The 19,463-nt window shown below is 67.5% G+C and carries 15 protein-coding genes; 5 read left to right on the forward strand and 10 right to left on the reverse strand.

The features are described 5' to 3' along the window. Positions 1 to 221 precede the first annotated feature (221 nt). From holA to DY926_RS10115, 4 genes are all read right to left on the reverse strand, one after another. Positions 222 to 1,241, reverse strand: coding sequence for a DNA polymerase III subunit delta (holA, locus tag DY926_RS10100; protein WP_116703247.1), 1,020 nt, complete (start codon positions 1,239 to 1,241; stop codon positions 222 to 224). Next, positions 1,238 to 2,080, reverse strand: a complete 843-nt coding sequence (locus DY926_RS10105; protein ID WP_116703248.1) for an LPS assembly lipoprotein LptE — start codon at positions 2,078 to 2,080, stop codon at positions 1,238 to 1,240. Before DY926_RS10105 ends, holA begins: the two co-directional genes overlap by 4 nt. A gap of 2 nt (positions 2,081 to 2,082) precedes the next feature. Beyond that, the gene (gene leuS / locus DY926_RS10110; protein ID WP_116703249.1) at positions 2,083 to 4,716 is read right to left on the reverse strand and encodes a leucine--tRNA ligase; all 2,634 of its coding nucleotides are present in this window, start codon (positions 4,714 to 4,716) and stop codon (positions 2,083 to 2,085) included. Positions 4,717 to 4,818: 102 nt separating this feature from the next. After that, positions 4,819 to 5,346: a DUF3576 domain-containing protein gene (locus DY926_RS10115; protein WP_116703250.1), complete on the reverse strand. Its 528-nt coding sequence runs from the start codon at positions 5,344 to 5,346 to the stop codon at positions 4,819 to 4,821. A 224-nt stretch (positions 5,347 to 5,570) separates the two neighbouring features. On the opposite strand from DY926_RS10115, the gene DY926_RS10120 reads away from it, so the two are divergent. Continuing rightward, positions 5,571 to 7,607 carry a glycoside hydrolase family 3 C-terminal domain-containing protein gene (locus DY926_RS10120; protein WP_241503157.1) on the forward strand — a complete coding sequence of 679 codons (2,037 nt, stop codon included), beginning with the start codon at positions 5,571 to 5,573 and terminating at the stop codon, positions 7,605 to 7,607. A gap of 8 nt (positions 7,608 to 7,615) precedes the next feature. Here the strand turns inward: DY926_RS10120 and DY926_RS10125 are convergent, their stop codons facing one another. The 6 genes from DY926_RS10125 to DY926_RS10150 form a co-directional block, all read right to left on the reverse strand. Then, positions 7,616 to 8,686 (reverse strand): transglycosylase SLT domain-containing protein, encoded by a 1,071-nt coding sequence (locus DY926_RS10125; RefSeq protein WP_408886050.1) that lies wholly within the window; start codon positions 8,684 to 8,686, stop codon positions 7,616 to 7,618. A gap of 14 nt (positions 8,687 to 8,700) precedes the next feature. Beyond that, positions 8,701 to 9,144: a DUF1489 family protein gene (locus DY926_RS10130; protein ID WP_116703251.1), complete on the reverse strand. Its 444-nt coding sequence runs from the start codon at positions 9,142 to 9,144 to the stop codon at positions 8,701 to 8,703. A gap of 19 nt (positions 9,145 to 9,163) precedes the next feature. Further along, complete coding sequence (locus DY926_RS10135) at positions 9,164 to 10,234, reverse strand: nucleoside hydrolase (protein WP_116703263.1); 1,071 nt, start codon at positions 10,232 to 10,234, stop codon at positions 9,164 to 9,166. Between the two features lie 109 nt (positions 10,235 to 10,343). Then, positions 10,344 to 11,522, reverse strand: a complete 1,179-nt coding sequence (hemW, locus tag DY926_RS10140) for a radical SAM family heme chaperone HemW (RefSeq protein ID WP_116703252.1) — start codon at positions 11,520 to 11,522, stop codon at positions 10,344 to 10,346. A 17-nt stretch (positions 11,523 to 11,539) separates the two neighbouring features. Then, a complete protein-coding gene (locus DY926_RS10145) occupies positions 11,540 to 13,537 on the reverse strand; it encodes a potassium transporter Kup (RefSeq protein ID WP_116703253.1) in 1,998 nt (665 codons plus the stop codon). A 126-nt stretch (positions 13,538 to 13,663) separates the two neighbouring features. Next, the gene (locus tag DY926_RS10150; RefSeq protein WP_116703254.1) at positions 13,664 to 14,341 is read right to left on the reverse strand and encodes a YggS family pyridoxal phosphate-dependent enzyme; all 678 of its coding nucleotides are present in this window, start codon (positions 14,339 to 14,341) and stop codon (positions 13,664 to 13,666) included. 70 nt (positions 14,342 to 14,411) lie between these two features. Here DY926_RS10150 and DY926_RS10155 point away from each other — a divergent pair, with 70 nt between their 5' ends. The 4 genes from DY926_RS10155 to DY926_RS10170 all read left to right on the forward strand — a co-directional run bounded on the left by DY926_RS10155 (position 14,412) and on the right by DY926_RS10170 (position 19,379). Beyond that, the gene (locus DY926_RS10155; RefSeq protein ID WP_186336135.1) at positions 14,412 to 15,731 is read left to right on the forward strand and encodes an RsmB/NOP family class I SAM-dependent RNA methyltransferase; all 1,320 of its coding nucleotides are present in this window, start codon (positions 14,412 to 14,414) and stop codon (positions 15,729 to 15,731) included. A gap of 62 nt (positions 15,732 to 15,793) precedes the next feature. Further along, the gene (gene rpe, locus DY926_RS10160) at positions 15,794 to 16,471 is read left to right on the forward strand and encodes a ribulose-phosphate 3-epimerase (RefSeq protein ID WP_116703256.1); all 678 of its coding nucleotides are present in this window, start codon (positions 15,794 to 15,796) and stop codon (positions 16,469 to 16,471) included. 38 nt (positions 16,472 to 16,509) lie between these two features. Further along, entirely contained in the window at positions 16,510 to 18,225 is a 1,716-nt protein-coding gene (locus tag DY926_RS10165) for a heparinase II/III family protein (RefSeq protein WP_116703257.1), read from the forward strand. Continuing rightward, positions 18,222 to 19,379, forward strand: coding sequence for a glycosyltransferase family 4 protein (locus DY926_RS10170; protein ID WP_116703258.1), 1,158 nt, complete (start codon positions 18,222 to 18,224; stop codon positions 19,377 to 19,379). Before DY926_RS10165 ends, DY926_RS10170 begins: the two co-directional genes overlap by 4 nt. The last annotated feature ends 84 nt before the right edge of the window (positions 19,380 to 19,463 follow it).

Genomic DNA, 19,463 nt, shown 5'->3' on the forward strand with positions numbered 1-19,463 from the left:
CGGTAAAGGAACCGGCCTTGGCTCGGGATCGGCACGGCGTTAGCCAGAGCGTTCCCCGAATTTGAGCAGATCCGTCACGTGGTTTCCCGTCGTGACGCCCAATTGAAAACCAGGAATCCTGTGCTCTATCCGGCTGAGCTACGCGGACACACGCAGGCTTTCTAACCGAGGCCGCACGCCCCGGCAAGGTGTTTCAGGGTAGCGGCCCCATATTTCGTGGCCTAGCGCCGCCTGCGGTCATGCTGCGCCTGCGCACATAGCCGGGCGACATGGCGCAGGCACAGCACGGTGTCCGGGCTGCCGGTCTGTTTGCAGGCCAGTTCCAGCGCCTGTGTTTCCTCCGCCGCGCGCAGCAGGGCGGCGGTAGTCCATATGTTCAGGGCCTGCGCGAAACTGTCGGTCCGCTTGAAGAAGACGGGCGGGCGCAACTGCCGCATGGCGTCCGCCCGGCTCATGCCGCCATCCATTGCAATCCGCGCGCGGCGCAGGCGGTGGATATGTGACAGCAGCACCCGTGCCAGCGCCACCGGGCTGCTGCCATCGGTGGTCAGGGCGCGTTCGGCCGCTGCATCGGCCCCCTTGCGGTCACCCGCCATGGCGGCGAAGGCCGCGTCCTCTAGCGAAACGCCAGCGGCATCGCCCACGCAGGCCCTTACGTCCTCCAGCCCCAGCCTGCCGCCCTTTCCGGCAAACAGGGCCAGTTTCTCCACCTCGCTGCGGGTGGCGGCGCGGTCGGGTCCGGCGCGCTCGACCATCCAGCCCAGCGCATCGGGGTCTATGCCCACATCCTGTGCCGCCAGCATCTGCCGGATGGCACCTTCCAGCGCACGGCCTTCCTCGGGGTAGCAGCCGATCGCGCCGCACTGGCGGTCCTTTTCGGCAAAGGCGCGCAGCTTCGCGCGGGACGGCAGGCCCGGCGCTTCCATGATGACCAGCGTATCAGATGCCTGTGCAAGGCTGCGCTGCAGGGGGGCAAGCAGCCCGTCACCCGCCTCGCGCACCCAGATCACGCGCCGCCCCCCGCTTAGGGAAAGGGCGGTGGTTTCCTCCTCCAGCCGGTCATGTTCATCACGGCCCAGCACCGCCACGCGGAAGGGATCGTCCAGTGCGGGGCAGATGGCTTTCGCCGCCGTTGTGGCGCGTTCACGGATCAGCCCTGCATCATCCCCATGCAGGATGATGGCCCGCAGCGCGCCGGGTGCCTGCAACGTGGCGTTGATGGCCCGGGCGTCGATCTTCACTGGTTTTCGTTGCCCCCGATGCTGATGCCCGAACTGCCCGCCGGTTCACTGTCCGATGTATCGGGTTCCGGGCGTCCGCGTTGGGTGGGGGCATTGTCCATCGGCACGCTGCCGGTGGAGGTGTCCATGTCCTCGTTATTCTGTTCGTTAAGCTGGGCATCGGTCCGCCCCGTGGCCAGCGCGGGCAGGCCATCGGCCCCGGGCTGCTGGGCGGGCATCTGGTTGTTGGGGTTGACGATGCTGTTGGGGTCAACATAGCGCGGCTGGTTCTGGTCCGTGGACGAACCGCTTACGGCAGGCTTGGAATGGGTGCGGAACCAGACGGCCACCTGCTGCGTGATCTGCTCGGCCATGTTCTTGGCAACGCGGGTCCGCACGTTTTCCAGGTTCAGGGTCAGGGCGAAATACTGTTCGTAGTTGTTGTTGACGCCATCCACCACCGAGGCATCGCCGCTGGCCAGAAGCTGCGGCTCGTCCGCCATGGTATAGAGACGCCAGTGGGCAAAGGCCGTGGTGCGCGTGCGGCCGCTGGTGTTGTCGGCATGGATGTCGACCGCTTCGTTCATGATGTAGGTATTGATGTGCAGGCTGTAGCCGGTCGGGTTTTCAGGCCCGTCGCCCGACAGGTCCTGCTGCAGGAACTGGCGGAGCTGCTGGCCATACCGTTCCTTGATGACCGGCACATAGACCTGTTTCAGTTCCGCCAGCACGTTCCCGACCGTGGGTTTGCCGTCGGCCCCCAGATGGGTTCCCGTCGTCTTGTACATCGGGGAAAAGCCGCACCCCGCCAGTAACAGCAGGGTGCAGAGCAGGCCGGTGTAACGGACGGGATGCGCCATCTTTATTTTGCAACCACGAAGTTGACGATCCGGCCCGGCACGTGGATGCGCTTGACAATCCGCGCCCCGTCCAGCAGGCGCGCCACGTTCGGTTCGGCTTCCGCCAGGGCGATGACCTTCTCGGCGGGCATGTCAGGCGGCACGGCAATGGTGCCGCGCAGCTTGCCCATGATCTGCACCGCAATGGTCAATTCACTCGCCTTGAGCAGTTCGGGCGTGGCGGTGGGCCATGTGCGTTCGACAACCGGGCTGCCGCCGGGTTCCAGCAGCGCCATCATCGCTTCGGCCTGATGCGGCACCATCGGCGCACACAGCAGGGAGATGACGGTGGCGGCCTCGCGGCGGGCGAAGGCCATGCCGTCTTCCCCGGCCGCCTTTTCTGCATCCGCCAGGGCGGAGGTCAGTTCATGCAGGCGCGCCACGGCCACATTGGCGCTGAAGGCTTCCAGTGCTTCGGTAACCGCCGCGATGGTGCGGTGCGTGGCCCGGCGCAGCCCGTCCGCCGCGCGGGAGAGCGTGTCGGGGCAGGGCGCGCCCGCCGGGGTCTGCTCGGCCACGGTGCGCACGATGCGGAACAGGCGCTGGAGGAAGCGGGCCGAAGCCGCAACCCCGGATTCGGTCCATTCCATGTCACGTTCCGGCGGGCTGTCGGACAGCACGAACCACCGCGCGGTATCCGCGCCGAAGCGTTCGATGATGGCGACGGGCGCCACCGTATTGCGCTTGGACTTGGACATCTTTTCCACCCGCCCGATGGTGACGGGTGCGCCGGTGTCGCGGCGGGTGGCGCTGTCGGCCTTGCGGTCAACTTCCTCGGGGTAGAGCCAGTTGCCCTCGGCGTCACGGTAGCTTTCGTGGTTGACCATGCCCTGCGTGAACAGCCCGGCAAAGGGTTCATCCACATGCAGGTGGCCCGTCTCATGCATGGCGCGGGTGAAGAAGCGCGCATAGAGCAGGTGCAGGATCGCGTGTTCGATCCCGCCGATATACTGGTCCACCGGCAGCCAGCCATCGGCGGCGGGCACCACGGTGGGGGTGGCCGCATGCGGGGCGGTGAAGCGGGCGAAATACCATGAGCTGTCCACGAACGTGTCGCAGGTATCGGTCTCGCGCAGCGCGGGCTTGCCGCAGGACGGGCAGGCGACATGCTTCCATGTCGGGTGGTGTTCCAGCGGGTTGCCGGGGCGGTCGAATGTCACGTCATCGGGCAGGACGACGGGAAGCTGGTCGTCCGGCACGGGCTGCGCGCCGCAATCGGTGCAGTGAATGACGGGAATGGGGCAGCCCCAGTAGCGCTGGCGCGAAATGCCCCAGTCGCGCAGGCGCCAGTTGACCACGCCGTGGCCAAGCCCCAGCCCTTCCAGCCGGGTGATGGCTTCCTTCTTCGCGGCATCGGTGTCCAGCCCGTCCAGGAAGCCGGAATTGAACAGCGTGCCCTGTCCTTCGTACGGCTTGTCCGTGGTGGTGAAGGTCGCGGCCTCCGCGCCCGGCGGCAGGATGACGGTGGCGAAGGGCAGGTTGTATTTGCGCGCGAAGTCAAAGTCGCGCTGGTCGCCACACGGGCAGCCGAACACCGCGCCCGTGCCGTAATCCATCAGCACGAAATTCGCGATCCAGACCGGGAACGAGCGGTCGGGCATGAACGGGTGCGTCACGCGCAGGCCCGTGTCGAAGCCGCGCTTTTCAGCGGTTTCAATCGCTTCCTCGGATGTGCCGAGGCGGTGACATTCGGCAATGAACTCCGCCGCCTGCGCGTTCTTTGCCGCAACCTTGGCCGCCAGCGGGTGATCGGCCGCGATGGCGAGGAAGGACATGCCGAACAGCGTGTCGGGGCGGGTGGTGAATACCTCGACCGAATCAAGGTCGGTATCGAAACCCGCGGGCGGCTCATGCAGGCCGAAGCGCACGCGCGCGCCCTCGGAACGGCCGATCCAGCGTTCCTGCATGGTGCGGACCCGTTCGGGCCAGCGCGGCAGGGTGTTCAGGCCCTCAAGCAGTTGCGGCGCGAAGCGGGTGATGCGCAGGAACCACTGCGAGAGCTTTTTCTGCTCGATCAGCGCGCCGGAACGCCAGCCGCGCCCGTCCACCACCTGTTCATTGGCCAGAACGGTCTGGTCCACGGGGTCCCAGTTGACCCAGCTTTCGCGCCGTTCGACCAGCCCGGCCTTAAGCATGTCCACGAACAGTTTCTGCTGCTTGCCATAATAGTCCGGCAGGCAGGTCGCGATTTCGCGGTCCCAGTTGAACGAGAAGCCAAGCCGCTTGAGTGTGGCGCGCATGGCGGCGATGTTGTCCATCGTCCACTTGCCGGGGTGCACGCCACGTTCGCGCGCCGCGTTTTCCGCCGGCAGGCCGAATGCGTCCCACCCCATGGGGTGCAGCACGCTGAAACCGCGCGCGCGCTTGTAGCGGGCCACCACGTCACCCAGCGTGTAGTTGCGCACATGGCCCATGTGGAGCTGGCCCGACGGGTAGGGAAACATTTCCAGCACATAGTATTTGGGCCGGTCGGCGGGCGGCACGTCAGGAACATTGAAGATGCCCGAAGACGCCCAGCGTTCCTGCCACTGCGGTTCTGCCGTGTGGAAGTCATAGGCGGGGGAGGCGCTGTCCGGTGGGGTGCTGGTTTCGGTCATCTTCTTCTGGTTCGGTATGCGGGTGGCGGGCGGCTATGGCCCGCGGGAAAGCGCGGGCGGCACGAAAGGCGGCCGCCCGGCGGGGAAAAACCGTGCGGGCGCTCAGTGCTGTCCGCTATCGGTCCTGAGCTGGCGCGCACGGGTCAGGATGCGCGCCGTGATGTCGGATACGGTATTGGCCGCGACCGGGGTATCAACCCACTGGTTGTCCTGAAACACCTGGCGGAACACCGATACGCGCAGCGCGTCCGAACGCAGGCTGCGCGACAGGATGAAGCAGGTGATCTTGAAGCGCTCGTCCTTGGTGGCCGGGGGGGTGTACCAGTCCGTCAGGATCACGCCCGCCACCGCATCGGCCGAGGCGAACGGCATGAAGGACAGGGTATCGAGCGCGCCGCGCCACAGGAAGGCGTTGACGCCGTTGCTTTCCAGCGGGGTGGACCCGCCATTGGCCCCGCGATCCTCCTTGAGCAGGCGATTCTGCGGTATGACCAGCCCGCTCCGGTCATGAGGCCCGGAACTGCCACAGCCAGCAAGCAGGGATACGGCCAGCAGGGCCACGCATGCGCGCGCGCGGCGGCCCGACAGGGGGGCGGCGGAGGGGGCAGGATGGAACGGGCGAAGGGTCATGATGCCTCTGTGGACGCCGGGGAAGGCCCCCGCATGTGGTGATCCGGCCATGCGCCAGCCCGCCGGGGGTGACCGGCGGGGCGGCGTGCGGCCTGTCGCATTGTTCCTTCTTCATATCGCGCCCCGCCAGTCCCGCCAAGTCGCACGGGCACTTTACCCTGCGTTGCGTGACAATCGGGGCATTTGGGGGCAGAAATGGCAGGGTATTTCAATTGTAACGGGACATGATGAGACACGCTGCCAGATGGTACGGAGCCGCGCTGATCGGGTGGGGCATGCTGTGGCTGGGGGGCAATGTCACGGCGTCATGCGCGGCGGGTGTTGCGGCAGCGGGTGCTGTCGCGGCCCATGGCGCGGAAATGGCCGCGCGCATGCAGCCTGCCGAACAGCAGGCCGTCGTGCAGGCCCGCCCCAGCGCGGGGGCGGATACGAACGGGCTGCTTGACTGGCCCGGCGTACCGCGCCTTGGCCTGCCGGTGCTGCGCATGCCTGATTTTTCCACCACGGCCCAGCCGGCCGATGGCAATCCGTGCCCCATGCTGCCGTGGCTGGCGCTGGCCGCGACGTGGGACCCCGAACTGGCGCACCGCGCGGGTGTGGCCCGCGCACGTAGTGAATGGCGGCATGGCCGTGCCGTGCTGCGCGTGGGCGGCGTTGACCTGCTGCCTTCAGGCCGCCTTCAGGCCGGGGAGGACCAGGTACTGGCGGGCACCACGGCGGGCATGATCGGCGCGGGGTTGCTTTCGGGCCATGTGCTGCCGGTATTCGGCTCCGTGATGGGGGAGGAACAGGCCCGCGCCGATGGCGTGATGCCCGAGCGCACCCGGCAGGTGCCCGCCACCCAACTGGTCGCCCACAGCCTGCTTGGCGTGGCCATGGCGCTGGAAACCGCTCATGGCGGGGCCATACTCTGCGGGGGCATGGCGCCCTGCCAGACCGTGACGGGGCTGGAGCAGGTGGTGCATGACGGCTGGCGCTTTCCTGGCATGGTCATGGCGCTGCCCGGCGGCGCGGGGCAGGCGACGGACAACACCGCCGCACCCGCGCTCGCGGCGGTTGGCGCGGGCGTGGATCTGGAACAGGTCGGCGCGCATGAGGACGGGCATGACGTGCTGGGGGCCAGCCTGCGCCAGGCGGTGCGCGACGGCAGCCTGAAGCCCGCGCTCGTGCAGGCCATGGCCGCGCATATCCTCGCCTCCTTCTACATGGCGGGCAGCATTGACCATCCGCCGCCATTCGCCAGCACGCGCGCGAAGGTGGACCCGGCCCCTGATGATACACTGGTGAGCGATGTGGAGGCGGAAGGCACGGTCCTGCTCCAGAACGAAAACCGGGTTCTGCCGTTTGACCCGGCGCTTGGTCCCGTGCTGGTGCTGGCCCGTCCCGCCATGGCCCATGCCGCCGGGCTGCTGGCGGATGCGCTGCGCCATGCGGGGCTGGCCATTACCCTCAACACCGTTGCCGATGGCGCGGGCGCGCCGGGAACCCTGCCCCCCGCCGCGGCACAGGCCGCGCGCGTGCTGGTGCTGAGCGACAGCAACGATGATAACCGGATGATCACGTCCCTGGCCGATCTGGGCGGCCATGTTGCCGTGGTTCTGGGCTCGGATGATCCCGACCGGCAGATGCCGTGGCTCGATATGGTGGACAGCGTGGTGCAGGCATGGGCGTGGCGTGATGAATATGCCCAGCCCCTCGCCGCCCTGCTGGCGGGGCAGCAGGATTTTTCCGGTCACCTGCCCCTGACGCTGACCGGCGGGTTCTACCCGCCCGGTATGGCGGATGCGGATTACCGCGCCTTTGCCAACGCGCATGTCGTGCCGCTCTTTCCCTTCGGATACGGCCTGTCCACGCGGGGGCATGTCGCGTTGGGCGACCTGCATGTAGCGCGTGAGGGGAATCACCTTACCGCCAGCTTTTCCGTGACCAATCCGGGCAGCATGCCGGTGCGTGTCGTGCCGCAGCTTTATGTCGAGGCACCACCTGACCTGCCTGTTGCGTCGCGGCGGCTGGCGGCGTGGCGCAGCGTGGTGGTCGCGCCCGGCCGCACGCTCCGGCTGGGCATGCCGGTCAGCCTGCGCCTGCTGGGGCAGTGGGACCCGGCGGGCGGCAACTGGGCTGTGGGGGCAGGGGATTATACGCTGTCGCTCGGGTTCTCATCGGTCATGCTGGTGCGCCATGCAACGGTTCACCTGCCCGCCCTGCATGTGCCCGGCGCGCTGGAGGCCGCGCCCACGCCCGTCATCGCCACCGCGGAGTAACGTGGGCCTTACTGCCCCGGCCGGATGACGGTGCACGGCAGGCCCTGATTCCTGAGCGTGGTGCAGGCGTTCAGGGCCGCCACCTGTGAAAGCCCGGCCAGACGCGCCCGATAGATGGTGCCGCCCGCCGGGCGGGGAACCGGAATGACCATGCTGCGCGCGCCCTGCAGCGCCGAAAAATCACCCTGCCGCGCCATGGTGGTGGCGAACCGCGCCTGCCCCTCGGCCGAGAACGCGCCAACCTGAACCATCCATGCCCCGTAATCCACGCCACCGGCGGGAACCGGCGGCGCGCTGCGGGTATCGGTGCGGCAGGTCGTGTTGCCGGGGTCGTAGGCCAGGTTGGCATCCTGCACGCAGGCCGTGCGGTGCTGCTGCTGCACGGGGGCGGGGGGATTGAGCGTGGCGTACTGGATATAGGCATGTTCACGCGGGGCGGCATGGCCGCTGGTCAGCGCGACCGGCGTGGCCGTAACAGGCTGTGACGGGCTGCCGTAAACCGCCAGCGGGCCGCTCAGCGCGACCTCGTTGCCCAGATTGGGCGTGATGATGCGCAGGTAGCGCACCGTCTGGCTGGGCAGCGGCCGCCCGTTTTCCAGATAGTCGTTCAGTCGCAGGGTGCCCGCGTTATAGGCGGCAAGGAAGCCGGGCGCGCCATACAGGCCGTACAGAATACGGATATAGGCCGTCCCGGCCAGGATGTTGTTGTGCGGGTCGTACGGGTCGGAGCCGAGGTGGTTGCGGCGCTGCATGTCGGCATAGGTGGGGGGCATGAGCTGCATGAGCCCGATCGCCCCGCTGGCCGAGCGTGTCAGGTGGCCGTCGATATATTCATGCCCCCCCGATTCCTTCTGGATCACGGCACGTATCCAGTCCTGCGGGACGCCAAACCGGGTGGAGGCATCGGCAATATAGGGCTGCCACGGGTCGGTGGGCGGGCCGGGCGGGCGGTAGGCGGCCTTGCCCTCGTAGTAATTTCCGTAGCGTGAGCCGCCCGAACTGGCGCAGGCGGCAAGGCCAAGCCCCACCATGCCCAGCAGCACAAGGCGCGTCACACCGCGCAGGGAGACAGGGCGCATCGCCCCCGGCATGGTCAGATCAGGCACAGGGCAGCCAGTTCATTACGCAGGGCTTCGGGCAGCACGTCACCACTATGGCCATTGGCGCACAGGTCGGGCGGCGCATCTTCGGGGCGGAGGTAGCGCCAGCCCTGGAACGGGCGCATGGCGCGCGGGCTGACGGGAATGATGTCCGGCGCCATCATGACCAGCGCGCAGGCGGTCCCGTCCTCACGCGTGTCGGGCCGGATGGCGGTAATGCGCTGGCGGCACAGGATGCGCCCCGAGATGACGCGGTAGATCGACCCGCCATCCAGAATCTCGGCCGCGCGGCGCGGATACATGCGGGTGCGGAACCACGGCATGCCCGTGGGGTCCGTGCCATCAAGGTCATCGACCGGCGGGGTCTGGAGTGACTGGCGCAGGACCAGATCCTCGATCGACCGGATACCAACCGCCAGTTTGACCATATGGAGCATGCGCCGCGCCTTTCCGCCGTTACCGTGCCTGCGCGGGCAGGTCGGTCTGGGCTTCGTGCAGGAACACTTCCCGGAAGCGCGCGCTGTCAACGGAGCGGACGATATGCGCCCGGCGCATCGGGCTGTTGCGGGGGGCCAGCGCGTCCGGCACCACAAAGGCATGGCCGTAATGCGGACCACGGCTGGTGTCGATGTCCATCCGTGCATCCACCGCCGAGGTGATCAGCGTGGGATCGACCGCGACGGCGCTCGTCAGTTCATCCCACAGCGGCAGCGGGTCGTAATATTTGCCGATATAGGCGGTGAGCGGTGTCTTCTTGCTGGTGATCTGGTCCAGGTACGCGCGTGACAGCATGAGGTCGTTCGACACGCTGCCCACCACCGTTATGGCCTTCCACGGCGCGGTCAGGGTGATGTGGGCGGCTTCGGGATCGAAGATCATATTGAAATCGGATGCGAAATCCGCATTGCCGGTAATCGAGGCCATGCTCGTGTCCAGCATGCCGCCCATGAAGACAAGCTGCTTCGCCGTCTCGGCAAAGGTCGGGTCCTGCCGGATGGCCAGCGCGATGTTGGTCAGCGGCCCGGCGGCGATGATGGTGACCGCATGCGGGTGGGCATGGACCTGTTCGATCAGGAACTGCGCAGCACTCTGCGCCACGGGGGCGAGATGGGGCGCGCCTTCCTTCATTTCAGGCACGGGGGGCTGGACATCGGGGGCCTTGTCGATGGAGCCGAGGCCACCCCACGCGCCCTTCCACGGGATGGTGCCGTACTGCTGTTCATGCACGCGCATGTCCGCTTTCGTGTTGACCAGCGGATAGACCGCGCCATCGGCCACGGGCACGTCCGTCCGGCCCACGATTTCCAGCAGGCGGCGCAGGTGGGCCGATTCCGCGTTTTCCCATCCATCCCCGCTCACCACCGTCAGCCCCAACAGATGCACATGCGGGTTGAATAGCAGCGGAATGGTGGAAAGCTGGTCGGACCCGCCGGGGCCAAGGTAGTCGTTATCCGCGATCACCAGTTCCTGCGCATCCGCCGCGGGCGCAGGCGCGGGTGCGGCGTGGACGGTGGTGGCCATGAGCATGAAGGCGCTGGCGCAGGCAGCAAGCCGGGTGGAGCGGGATACAAGGAAAGAAAACACGCGGCGAACTCCCTGTCGTGGATATGTGGACGCCATCGTATTGCCTAATTTCCTAAAGCACCAGCGCGGCAAGCAGGCTTTCCAGCCGCAGCCGCCCCGCAGGTGTCGCGGCCAATACGTGGCGGGCGGGGTCATGGGTCAGGTAGCCTTCGTCCATCGCGGCGCGCATGATGTCGGGATCGGTGGCGTCAGCCATGGTCATGCCGGTGCGGTGGGTGAAGCGGGTGGTCGAGATGCCTTCCGCCAGCCGCAGGCCCATCAGCAGCATTTCACGCGCGCGGTCGCGGTTATCCAGCATCTCCTCGGGGTGGGCACCGGTGCCGGTGCGCTCCACGCGTTCGGCCCATGGTTCGGGCGCGCGGTGGCGGCGCGTGGCCGCGGTCACGCCGTTGCGGGTCAGCCGCCCATGTGCGCCGGGACCGATGCCCAGATAGTCGCCATAGCGCCAGTAGGTCAGGTTATGGCGGCTTTCCCCACCGGGGCGGGCGTAGTTCGAGATTTCATAGCCATACAGCCCATGCCGGGCGGCGACCTCGGCAGTCAGGTCATACAGTCTGGCCGCGTCATCGCCATCGGGCAGGCGGAACCGGCCCTGACGGTACAGCCCCTCGAACCGGGTGCCCGGCTCAATGGTGAGTTGATAGAGCGAGAGATGGTCGGACACCAGCGCCAGCGCCGCCTCAAGCTCCGCCCGCCACGCCCGCGCATCCTGCCCCGGCCGGGCGTAGATCAGGTCGAACGAGACACGCCCGAACAGCGCGCGCGCCATTTCCAGCGCTGCCACGGCCTGCTGCGCGTCATGTTCACGGCCCAGAAAGCGCAGGGCCTCAGGCTCAAGGCTCTGGATACCCATGGAGATGCGGTTGACCCCGGCATCACGAAAGGCGCGCAGCAGGCCGGTTTCCATGCTGGTGGGGTTGGCTTCGAGCGTGATTTCCACATCCGCCGTGGTGCCGAACAGCTCACGGGCATCCGTAATCAGCCCGGCCACCGTTTCCGGCGCCATGAGGGAGGGGGTGCCGCCGCCAAAGAAAATCGAGCCGATCACCGGGCGCTCGGCCCGTGTGGCGCCCATGCGCGCGGCTTCATGGGCCAGTTCACGGCGCAGGGCCGCGCCAAAGCGGGCGCGCGGGATTTCATCGCGCACATGGCTGTTGAAATCACAGTACGGGCATTTGGACAGGCAGAACGGCCAGTGCACGTACAGCGCCAGCGGTTCCTCCCTGTCCATGAGGGCGGCCACGGGGGTCAGATCGCCAGCCGCACGCCCAGTTCCACCACGCGGTCAGGCGGGATACGGAAGAATTCCGTAGCCGGCGTGGCGTTGCGCGCCATGAGCAGGAACAGCGACATGCGCCAGCGCGACATCTTGGGCACGGAGGAACGGACCAGCAGTTCACGGCTGGTGAAGTAGGAGGCCTGCAGCGCATCGAAATCGAGGCCGCTGGCCTTCAGGTCCTCCAGCGCACGGGGCAGGTTGGGCATTTCCATGAAGCCGTAGCGCAGGATGATGCGGTAGATGTCGGGCGCGACCTCCTGCAACGCCACGCGGTGGCCGTGATCGGCTTCGGGCTGGTCCAGCGTCTGCACGGTCACGAACAGCACATGGTCGTGCAGGACCTTGTTGTGCTTGAGGTTGTGCAGCAGGCAGGCGGGCACGAAATCGGGGTTGCCGGTCATGTAAACGGCGGTTCCCGGCACGCGGATGATGCGTGACTGCGGCAGGCGTGCCAGGAACGAATTCATGGGCATGCTGTCCTGCTTCTGCCGGTTCATGAGAAGCTGGCGGCCCTTTTTCCACGTCGTCATCATGAGTGTCAGCACGATGCCCAGCAGCACCGGCACCCAGCCGCCCTGCGGGATCTTGAGCGCGTTGGAGGCGAAGAACGTGCTGTCGAGCACGAAAAAGCCGCCAAATGTCGCGATCGCGGCCGGGCGCGACCAGTGGTACAGCCTGCGGAACACCACCAGCGCCAGCACGCATGTGCACATGAACGTGCCCGTCACCGCGATGCCGTAGGCCGATGCCAACGCATCGGAACTGCGGAAGCTCAGTACCAGCAGCAGCGCACCGATCATGAGGAAGCGGTTGAATTCAGGCAGGTAGATCTGGCCCTCTTCCTCCGCATTGGTATGGGTCACGCGCATGCGCGGCAGGTAGCCAAGCTGGATGATCTGGCGGCACAGCGAGAACCCGCCCGAGATGCCCGCCTGGCTGGCGATGACCGTGGCCATGGTGGACAGGACGATCATGGGCACCTGCAGCCAGTGCGGGCCAAGCAGGAAGAAGGGGTTTTCCAGCGCCGTGGGCTCGTTGATGATCAGCGCGCCCTGGCCCAGGTAGTTCAGCGCCAGGCAGGGCAGCACGCAGAACAGCCACGCATAGCGGATGGGCTGGCGGCCGAAATGCCCCATATCGGCATAAAGCGCCTCGGCCCCCGTGACCGACAGCACGACCGAGCCAAGTGCGATGAACGAAAGCCACCCGTGATAGACGATGAACTGCACCGCATAGGTGGGCGATATGGCCAGCAGCACCAGCGGGTGATGCAGGATTTCCAGCCCGCCCAGTATGCCCAGCAGGCTGAACCACACCAGCATGATCGGGCCGAATATGGTGCCGACCTTGCCCGTGCCGTAGCTCTGCACCGAAAACAGCCCCACCAGCACCAGAAGTGCGATGGGAATGACAAGGTCATGCGCGGCGGGGAAGCTGACTTCCAGCCCTTCCACGGCAGAGAGGACGGAAATCGCGGGCGTGATCATGCCATCGCCGAAGAACAGGCAAGCCCCCCCGATTCCCACCATGCCCAGCGCCACGCGCAGCCGGGTACTCGGCGCCACGCGCTGGGCGAGGGACATGAGCGAGATGATGCCGCCCTCGCCATTATGGTCGGCGCGCATGATCAGGATGACGTATTTCACCGTCACGATCAGCAGCAGCGACCAGATGATCAGGCTGAGAACGCCCATCACCTCCCACGGCTCGATCTTGTGGTGGCTCGATACGATCATGATGGTCGAGCGCAGGGCGTAGATCGGGCTTGTGCCGATATCGCCAAACACCACCCCCAGAACACCCAGCAGCGCGGCGAAGCCGACCGGGTTGGCGGCGTGTTCGTGCTGGTCCGCGCCGTATTCGGTAATCTTGGAGGGCGCAGGCGTGTTCCCGGCGCTGGCGGCGTGTTCGCCGTCGGTGGGCGTCGTCGGGGATCCGGGGGCAGAAGGCCCCGTGGGTTGCGTCATGTCGTGACGGCTCCGCGGCAATAAAGACAGAAAACCGGCATGGGATCGCGACCGGATAGTTTCGCATTACCGTCTCGCCCCATGCGCAGCAAGGGCCGTATCCGCTCAGGTGCCATTCACCCGGATTCAGGGGTGGGCGGGCCGGGCCCCGAAAATCGCGCTGCCCACCCGCACCAGCGTCGCGCCGCAGGCGATGGCGGTCTCGAAATCGGCCGACATGCCCATGGACACTACCGGCAGCCCGTGCCGCGCCGCCATGTCGGCCAGCAGGCGGAAATGCGGCGTGGGGTCCTGGTCATGCGGGGGGATGCACATAAGCCCCTTCACCGCCGCGCCAAAGCGTGCGCGGCTGTGTGTGATGAAATCTTCCGCCTCTTCCAGCCGCACGCCGGATTTCTGGCTTTCATCGCCGGTGTTGACCTGCACCAGCAGGTCGGGGAGCCTGCCCGCACGCTCCGCCGCGCGCGCGATCGCATCCGACAGGGCAGGGCGGTCGAGGCTTTCGATCATGTCCGCGATCCTGACCGCCTCCGCCGCCTTGTTGGTCTGCAACCCGCCGATGATGTGCAGCCGCAGGTCCGGCCAGCGTTCGCGCAGGGGCGGGAACTTGGCTGCCGCCTCCTGCACCCGGTTTTCCCCGAACATGCGCTGGCCCGCTTCCAGCGCCGCGATGACGCTGGCCTGGGGGTGGAATTTTGAAACGGCGACCAGTTCCACGCCGGACGGGTCGCGCCCCGCAGCCTGTGCGGCGGAGGTGATACGGGTGCGGATGCCCGCAAGGGCCTGTGCTATGGATGTTGACATGGCTCTAGGCTTGGCATGAATACCTTCCCGGTCAAGCCCCCGCATGTCGCAGCTTTCAGGTCAGGATTACATGAAGCCTTCCCCGTCCCCCACGTCCTGCTCCCATGGCCGCCGTCCCGACCGGCGCGGGGGACGGGTCGCCCCCGACCCCACGCGCGACATCGCCTTTGATATTGTCGAGGGCGTGATCGTCCATCGCCGCATGCTCGACACGTCGCTTGAACATTCGGTCGCCGCCCGCACGGCCGAACCGCGCGACCGCGCCGCCGCCCACCGGCTGGCCGCCACCGTGCTGCGCCACATGGGCACGGCCAATGAAATCCTTGCCCCCTTCCTCAAGCGCGAACCGCCCGAGCCCGTGCGCGTGGTGCTGCTGATCGGGGTGGCGCAGCTCCTGTTCCTTGACACGCCGGCCCATGCCGCCGTGGCCACCTCCGTCGCCCTTGCGCGCAGGCGCGGGCTGGTGCCGTTTGCCGGGCTGGTCAACGCGGTGCTGCGTCGCGTGGCGGCCGAGGGCGCGCAGGCGCTGGACGGGCTGGACCAGCCCCGGCTCGATGTGCCGCCGTGGCTGTGGCAGTCCTGGGGGCGGCTGGCGCGGCCCATCGCCAGCACGCTGGGCCATGAGCCGCCGCTGGACCTGACCATCCGCCCCGGTGATGCGGCGCCTCCCGGTGGCGAGGTCATGCCCAATGGCAGCGTGCGCTTTGCGCCCGGCGCGGTCCGGGTGGTTGAACTGCCCGGCTTTGCCGAGGGGACGTTCTGGGTGCAGGACATGGCCGCGAGCCTGCCCGCGCGCCTGCTGGACGTGAAGGCGGGTGAACGGGTGGCCGACCTGTGTGCCGCACCGGGTGGCAAGACCGCCCAGCTTGCCTGCGCGGGGGCGGAGGTCTTCGCCATTGAGCGCGAGGGCCGGCGCATCGAGCGCCTGCGGGCGAATCTGGCGCGGCTGGGGCTGGATGGCGTACATGTGATCCAGGCCGATGCGGCCCAGTGGCGGCCGGACGCGCCGCTTGACGCCATCCTGCTCGATGCGCCCTGTTCGGCCACGGGCACCATCCGCCGCCACCCCGATGCCATGTGGATCAAGCGCCCGCGCGACATCGCCACCATGACACAGGGGCAGGACCGGCTGCTGGCCGCCGCGCGCGACATGCTGCGCCCCGGCGGCAGGCTGGTCTATGCCGTATGCTCCCTCCAGCCCGAGGAAGGCGAACAGCGCGCGCAGGCCGCCGCCGCCATGGGTCTCGTGCCCGATCCCTTTACGCCGGAGGAACTGGCCTTCCTGCCGCAGGCCCGCACGCCCGAGGGCTGGCTGCGCACGCATCCGGGCATGCTGGGGGCACAGGGCGGGATGGACGGCTTCTTCGCCGCGCGTTTCCGCCGGGCCTGATGCCCCGTGGCGGGGTGTCATGAAAGCTTGGCGTAAGGCATGGATTGCTGTTAAAAACAGGCATGGCTGCTCTCAAGACCCCCCTCGTCGCGCCCTCTGTCCTGTCGGCTGATTTTTCCCGCATGGCGGATGAAGTCGCCGCCGTGGAACATGCTGGCGCGGACTGGCTGCATCTGGATGTCATGGACGGGCATTTCGTGCCCAACCTGTCCATGGGGCCGCAACTGATCAAGGCGCTGCGCCCGAAATCGAAGCTGCCGTTTGACGTGCACCTGATGATCGCGCCGGTCGATCCGTATATCGAGGCCTTTGCCAAGGCGGGGGCCGACCACATCCACCTGCATGTGGAGGCCGGGCCGCATACGCACCGCTCGCTCCAGCATGTGCGCGACCACGGGGTGAAGCCCGGCGTTGCCATCTGCCCCGCCACCCCGCCCGAAGCGGTGGGGGAAGTGCTGGATCTGGTGGACATGATCCTTGTGATGACGGTCAACCCCGGTTTCGGCGGCCAGAAATTCCTGACCAGCCAGCTCCGCAAGATCGAGACCCTGCGGCGCATGGCCGATGCGACGGGGCGTGACATCCGCATTGGCGTTGATGGCGGCATCACGCCCCAGACCGCACCGCTGGCGGTTGCCGCCGGGGCGGATGTGCTGATCGCCGGCACATCGGTGTACGGGCAGGATGACTATGCCGCCGCGATCAGGGCCCTGCGCAGCGGAGCACATGACCCGGCGTGAGCGGACGCCCGCCCGCTACTCCACGGGGGTAAGAGTTCATGACGTTTAAGCGTATGACGCGTGGCGCGCGTCTGTCGTTTGCACGCCTGCCCCTGTTTGGCGGCGGCAAGCGCCTGCCCGCGGCACCCGTTCATACCATGCGTGACCTCTGGCCGGGCGACCCGGTGGCGGGCGCGCAGCTTACGCGCGGCAGCCTGACATGGGCGGGCTATACCCACCCCGTGGGGCCGGGCCGGTGGGATGCGCCGGAATTCGAACCTGCCTTCCGCGAGGGGCTGCTGGGCTTCCGCTGGCTGCGTAACCTGCGCGCGGTGGGCACCGACGCCGCGCGGCTGAAGGCGCGCGCGCTGGTGGATGACTGGCTGCACCACCCCGCCCAGCATCCCATCGCCCTTGACTGCGGGGTGATCGGCGCGCGGGTGGCGGCGTGGCTGGGGCATTATGATTTCTTTGCCGCCTCGGCCAGTGATTCCTTCCGCCAGCGCCTCATGGCCCGCATTCTGGTGGAGGGGCGCACCATTGCCGCCATCATGCCGCCCGAACAGCACGGGTGGCAGTCACTCACCGCGCTCAAGGGCCTGCTGGCCGTGGCGGTCGCCATGCCGGAATATACCGGCTTCCTGACCCGCTACCGCCGCTATATCGATGCCGAGGTGGAAAGCCAGATCCTGCCCGATGGCTGGCATGTTACCCGCAGCCCGGAGGTGCAGTTGCGCGCCCTGCGCGAACTGGCGGAAATGCGGGCGATGATGCAGGCGGTGCAGCACGCCCTGCCACATTCGGTGGCGCTGGCACTGGACAAGATGAGCCCCGTTCTGCGCGCCATGCGCCATGGGGATGGTGGTCTTGCGCTGTTCAATGGCAGCCATGAGCGCAATGCCGCGCTGATCGAGATGGTGCTGTCACAGGCCACGCGCACGCGGGTCGTGGCGCATGCCATGCCCGATGGCGGGTTCGTGCGCATGCAGGCGGCGCGCTCGCTGCTGCTGGTCGATGCCGGGGTTCCGCCGCCTACGGGCTTTGACCGCGATGCCCATGCAGGCACCCTGTCGTTCGAGTTTTCATGCGCGCGCCAGCGCCTGATCGTCAATTGCGGCGGTGGCGTGCTGCCCGCGTGGAAAGACGCCCTGCGGCAGACGGCGGCACATTCCGTCGTGGTGGTGGAGGATATGTCATCCTCCGAATTCGCGGAGGATGGCACGGTAGCGCGCCGTCCCACGCATGTAGGCGTGGACCATGCGGTGGCGGAGGGCGCGCACTGGCTCACCCTGTCCCATGACGGTTATCATGCCTCCGCCGGGGCGACCTATTACCGCAGGCTTTACCTGAGTGCTGATGGCGAGGTGCTGCGCGGCGAGGAAACGCTGGAGGGCGAACGCGCGCTGGCCTTCGTGCTGCGCCTGCACCTGCATCCTTCGGTTACGGCGGTGGACGCGCGTGATGGCTCTGTCCTGCTGGGGGCAGGGGAGCAGCACTGGCGTTTCCGCGCGGCGGGTGGCGTCGTCACGATCGAGGAGAGCGTCTATTGCGGCGGGCAGGCCCCGCGCGGCAGCCTGCAACTGGTCGTGCGGGTGGACCCGGCCGCACGCGCGGCGGAAGATGCCGGAACGGCGGAGCATGACGCCACCGGACAGGACGCGGCGGGAGAAGGGAAGCGCGCAGGCAGCACGGGCCTGCCCGATGCGGGGCCGGGTATGGTGCGGCAGGTGGTGCGCTGGGCGCTCCAGCGCGAAAAAATCCTGCTGCTGACATGAAGATCCTGGAAGTCACGAATGTTGACTTCTCGCTGCGCCATTTCCTTCTGCCCCTGATGGTGGCCCTGCGCGCGCAGGGCCATGACGTAACAGGCGTCTGCGCCGATGGCCCGCTGCTGGAGACAGTGCGCGCACAGGGGCTGCGGGTCGAGACCGTGCCCATGTCGCGCACGCTTTCGCCACTGGCGCAATGGCGGGCATGGCGGGCGCTGGTGCGGCTGATCCGGGCGGAAAAGCCCGATATGGTTCACGCGCACATGCCCATAAGCGGCCTGCTGGCGCGCTTTGCCGCCCGGTGGTGTGGCGTGCCGTGCATTGCCTATACCGGCCACGGTTTCCTGTTCAACCAGCCGGGGTCATGGCTGCGGCGCGGGGTGGCGCTGGTGCTGGAGTGGCTGGCGGGGCGCGTGACCGATATCTACATGACCGTGTCGGAATCCGAGGCGCGCGATGCGCGGCGGCTGGGTATCCACCGGCAGGCCACCGCCATTGGCAACGGGCGGGACCCGGATGTTTTCCATCCCATGCCGGAGCGGCGTGCGGCCCTGCGCCAGCAGATGGGCGTGGATGGCGGGCAGGTGGTCATACTGGCCGTATCGCGGCTGGTGCGCAGCAAGGGCTATCCCGAACTGCTGGCAGCCATGCGGCTGCTGCCCCCGAACGCTGTTTTATGGGTGGTGGGCAAACGCCTGCCGGGTGATCGGGGCATGGATCTGCGGCCATGCTTTGCGCAGGCTGTGGCCGATCTGGGGTCGCGCCTTGTTTTTCTGGGGTATCGGGAGGACGTGGCGGATCTTATGGCGGCGGCGGATATATTCGTGCTGCCCAGTCATTTCGAGGGCCTGCCGATGAGCGTGATCGAGGCCATGCTGTGCGCCCTGCCTGTCGTGGCCAGTGACATTCCCGGCCCGCGTGAGCAGGTGGTAACAGGCCGGACAGGGCTGCTGGTGCCACCGGGCCACGCCCGTGCCCTCGCCACGGCGCTTGAGACGCTGGTGCGGGATGCAGCGCTACGCCAGCGGATGGGGCAGGCAGGGCGCAGTCGTGCCTGCGCGCGTTATGCGCAGGCCACGGTGCTGGCGCGTACGCTGGCCCTGCTCATGCCAGCCCCGGCCGATGGTCCGGCAGGGGCAGTGTCGAAAATAAAGTTCTAGCAGCCTGTCGGATTGGGCATTTGGGGGCTGATAACGCCGCGGCTGAGCGGGCTTATGCTGCCTGAAGCCGCGCCATTCTTTTGC

The organism is Komagataeibacter melaceti (assembly GCF_003403295.1).
GTDB lineage: Bacteria > Pseudomonadota > Alphaproteobacteria > Acetobacterales > Acetobacteraceae > Komagataeibacter > Komagataeibacter melaceti.

Excerpts from the sequence above, each read along its gene's own strand:
- DY926_RS10115 (WP_116703250.1), bottom strand. The coding sequence starts at position 5,346 with ATGACCCTTCGCCCGTTCCATCCTGCCCCCTCCGCCGCCCCCCTGTCG.
- DY926_RS10105 (WP_116703248.1), bottom strand. The coding sequence starts at position 2,080 with ATGGCGCATCCCGTCCGTTACACCGGCCTGCTCTGCACCCTGCTGTTA.
- DY926_RS10145 (WP_116703253.1), bottom strand. The coding sequence starts at position 13,537 with ATGACGCAACCCACGGGGCCTTCTGCCCCCGGATCCCCGACGACGCCC.
- hemW (WP_116703252.1), bottom strand. The coding sequence starts at position 11,522 with ATGGACAGGGAGGAACCGCTGGCGCTGTACGTGCACTGGCCGTTCTGC.
- DY926_RS10150 (WP_116703254.1), bottom strand. The coding sequence starts at position 14,341 with ATGTCAACATCCATAGCACAGGCCCTTGCGGGCATCCGCACCCGTATC.
- DY926_RS10155 (WP_186336135.1), top strand. The coding sequence starts at position 14,412 with ATGAAGCCTTCCCCGTCCCCCACGTCCTGCTCCCATGGCCGCCGTCCC.
- DY926_RS10135 (WP_116703263.1), bottom strand. The coding sequence starts at position 10,234 with ATGCTCATGGCCACCACCGTCCACGCCGCACCCGCGCCTGCGCCCGCG.
- DY926_RS10170 (WP_116703258.1), top strand. The coding sequence starts at position 18,222 with ATGAAGATCCTGGAAGTCACGAATGTTGACTTCTCGCTGCGCCATTTC.
- DY926_RS10130 (WP_116703251.1), bottom strand. The coding sequence starts at position 9,144 with ATGCTCCATATGGTCAAACTGGCGGTTGGTATCCGGTCGATCGAGGAT.
- DY926_RS10125 (WP_408886050.1), bottom strand. The coding sequence starts at position 8,686 with ATGCGCCCTGTCTCCCTGCGCGGTGTGACGCGCCTTGTGCTGCTGGGC.
- DY926_RS10165 (WP_116703257.1), top strand. The coding sequence starts at position 16,510 with ATGACGTTTAAGCGTATGACGCGTGGCGCGCGTCTGTCGTTTGCACGC.
- rpe (WP_116703256.1), top strand. The coding sequence starts at position 15,794 with ATGGCTGCTCTCAAGACCCCCCTCGTCGCGCCCTCTGTCCTGTCGGCT.
- DY926_RS10120 (WP_241503157.1), top strand. The coding sequence starts at position 5,571 with ATGATGAGACACGCTGCCAGATGGTACGGAGCCGCGCTGATCGGGTGG.
- leuS (WP_116703249.1), bottom strand. The coding sequence starts at position 4,716 with ATGACCGAAACCAGCACCCCACCGGACAGCGCCTCCCCCGCCTATGAC.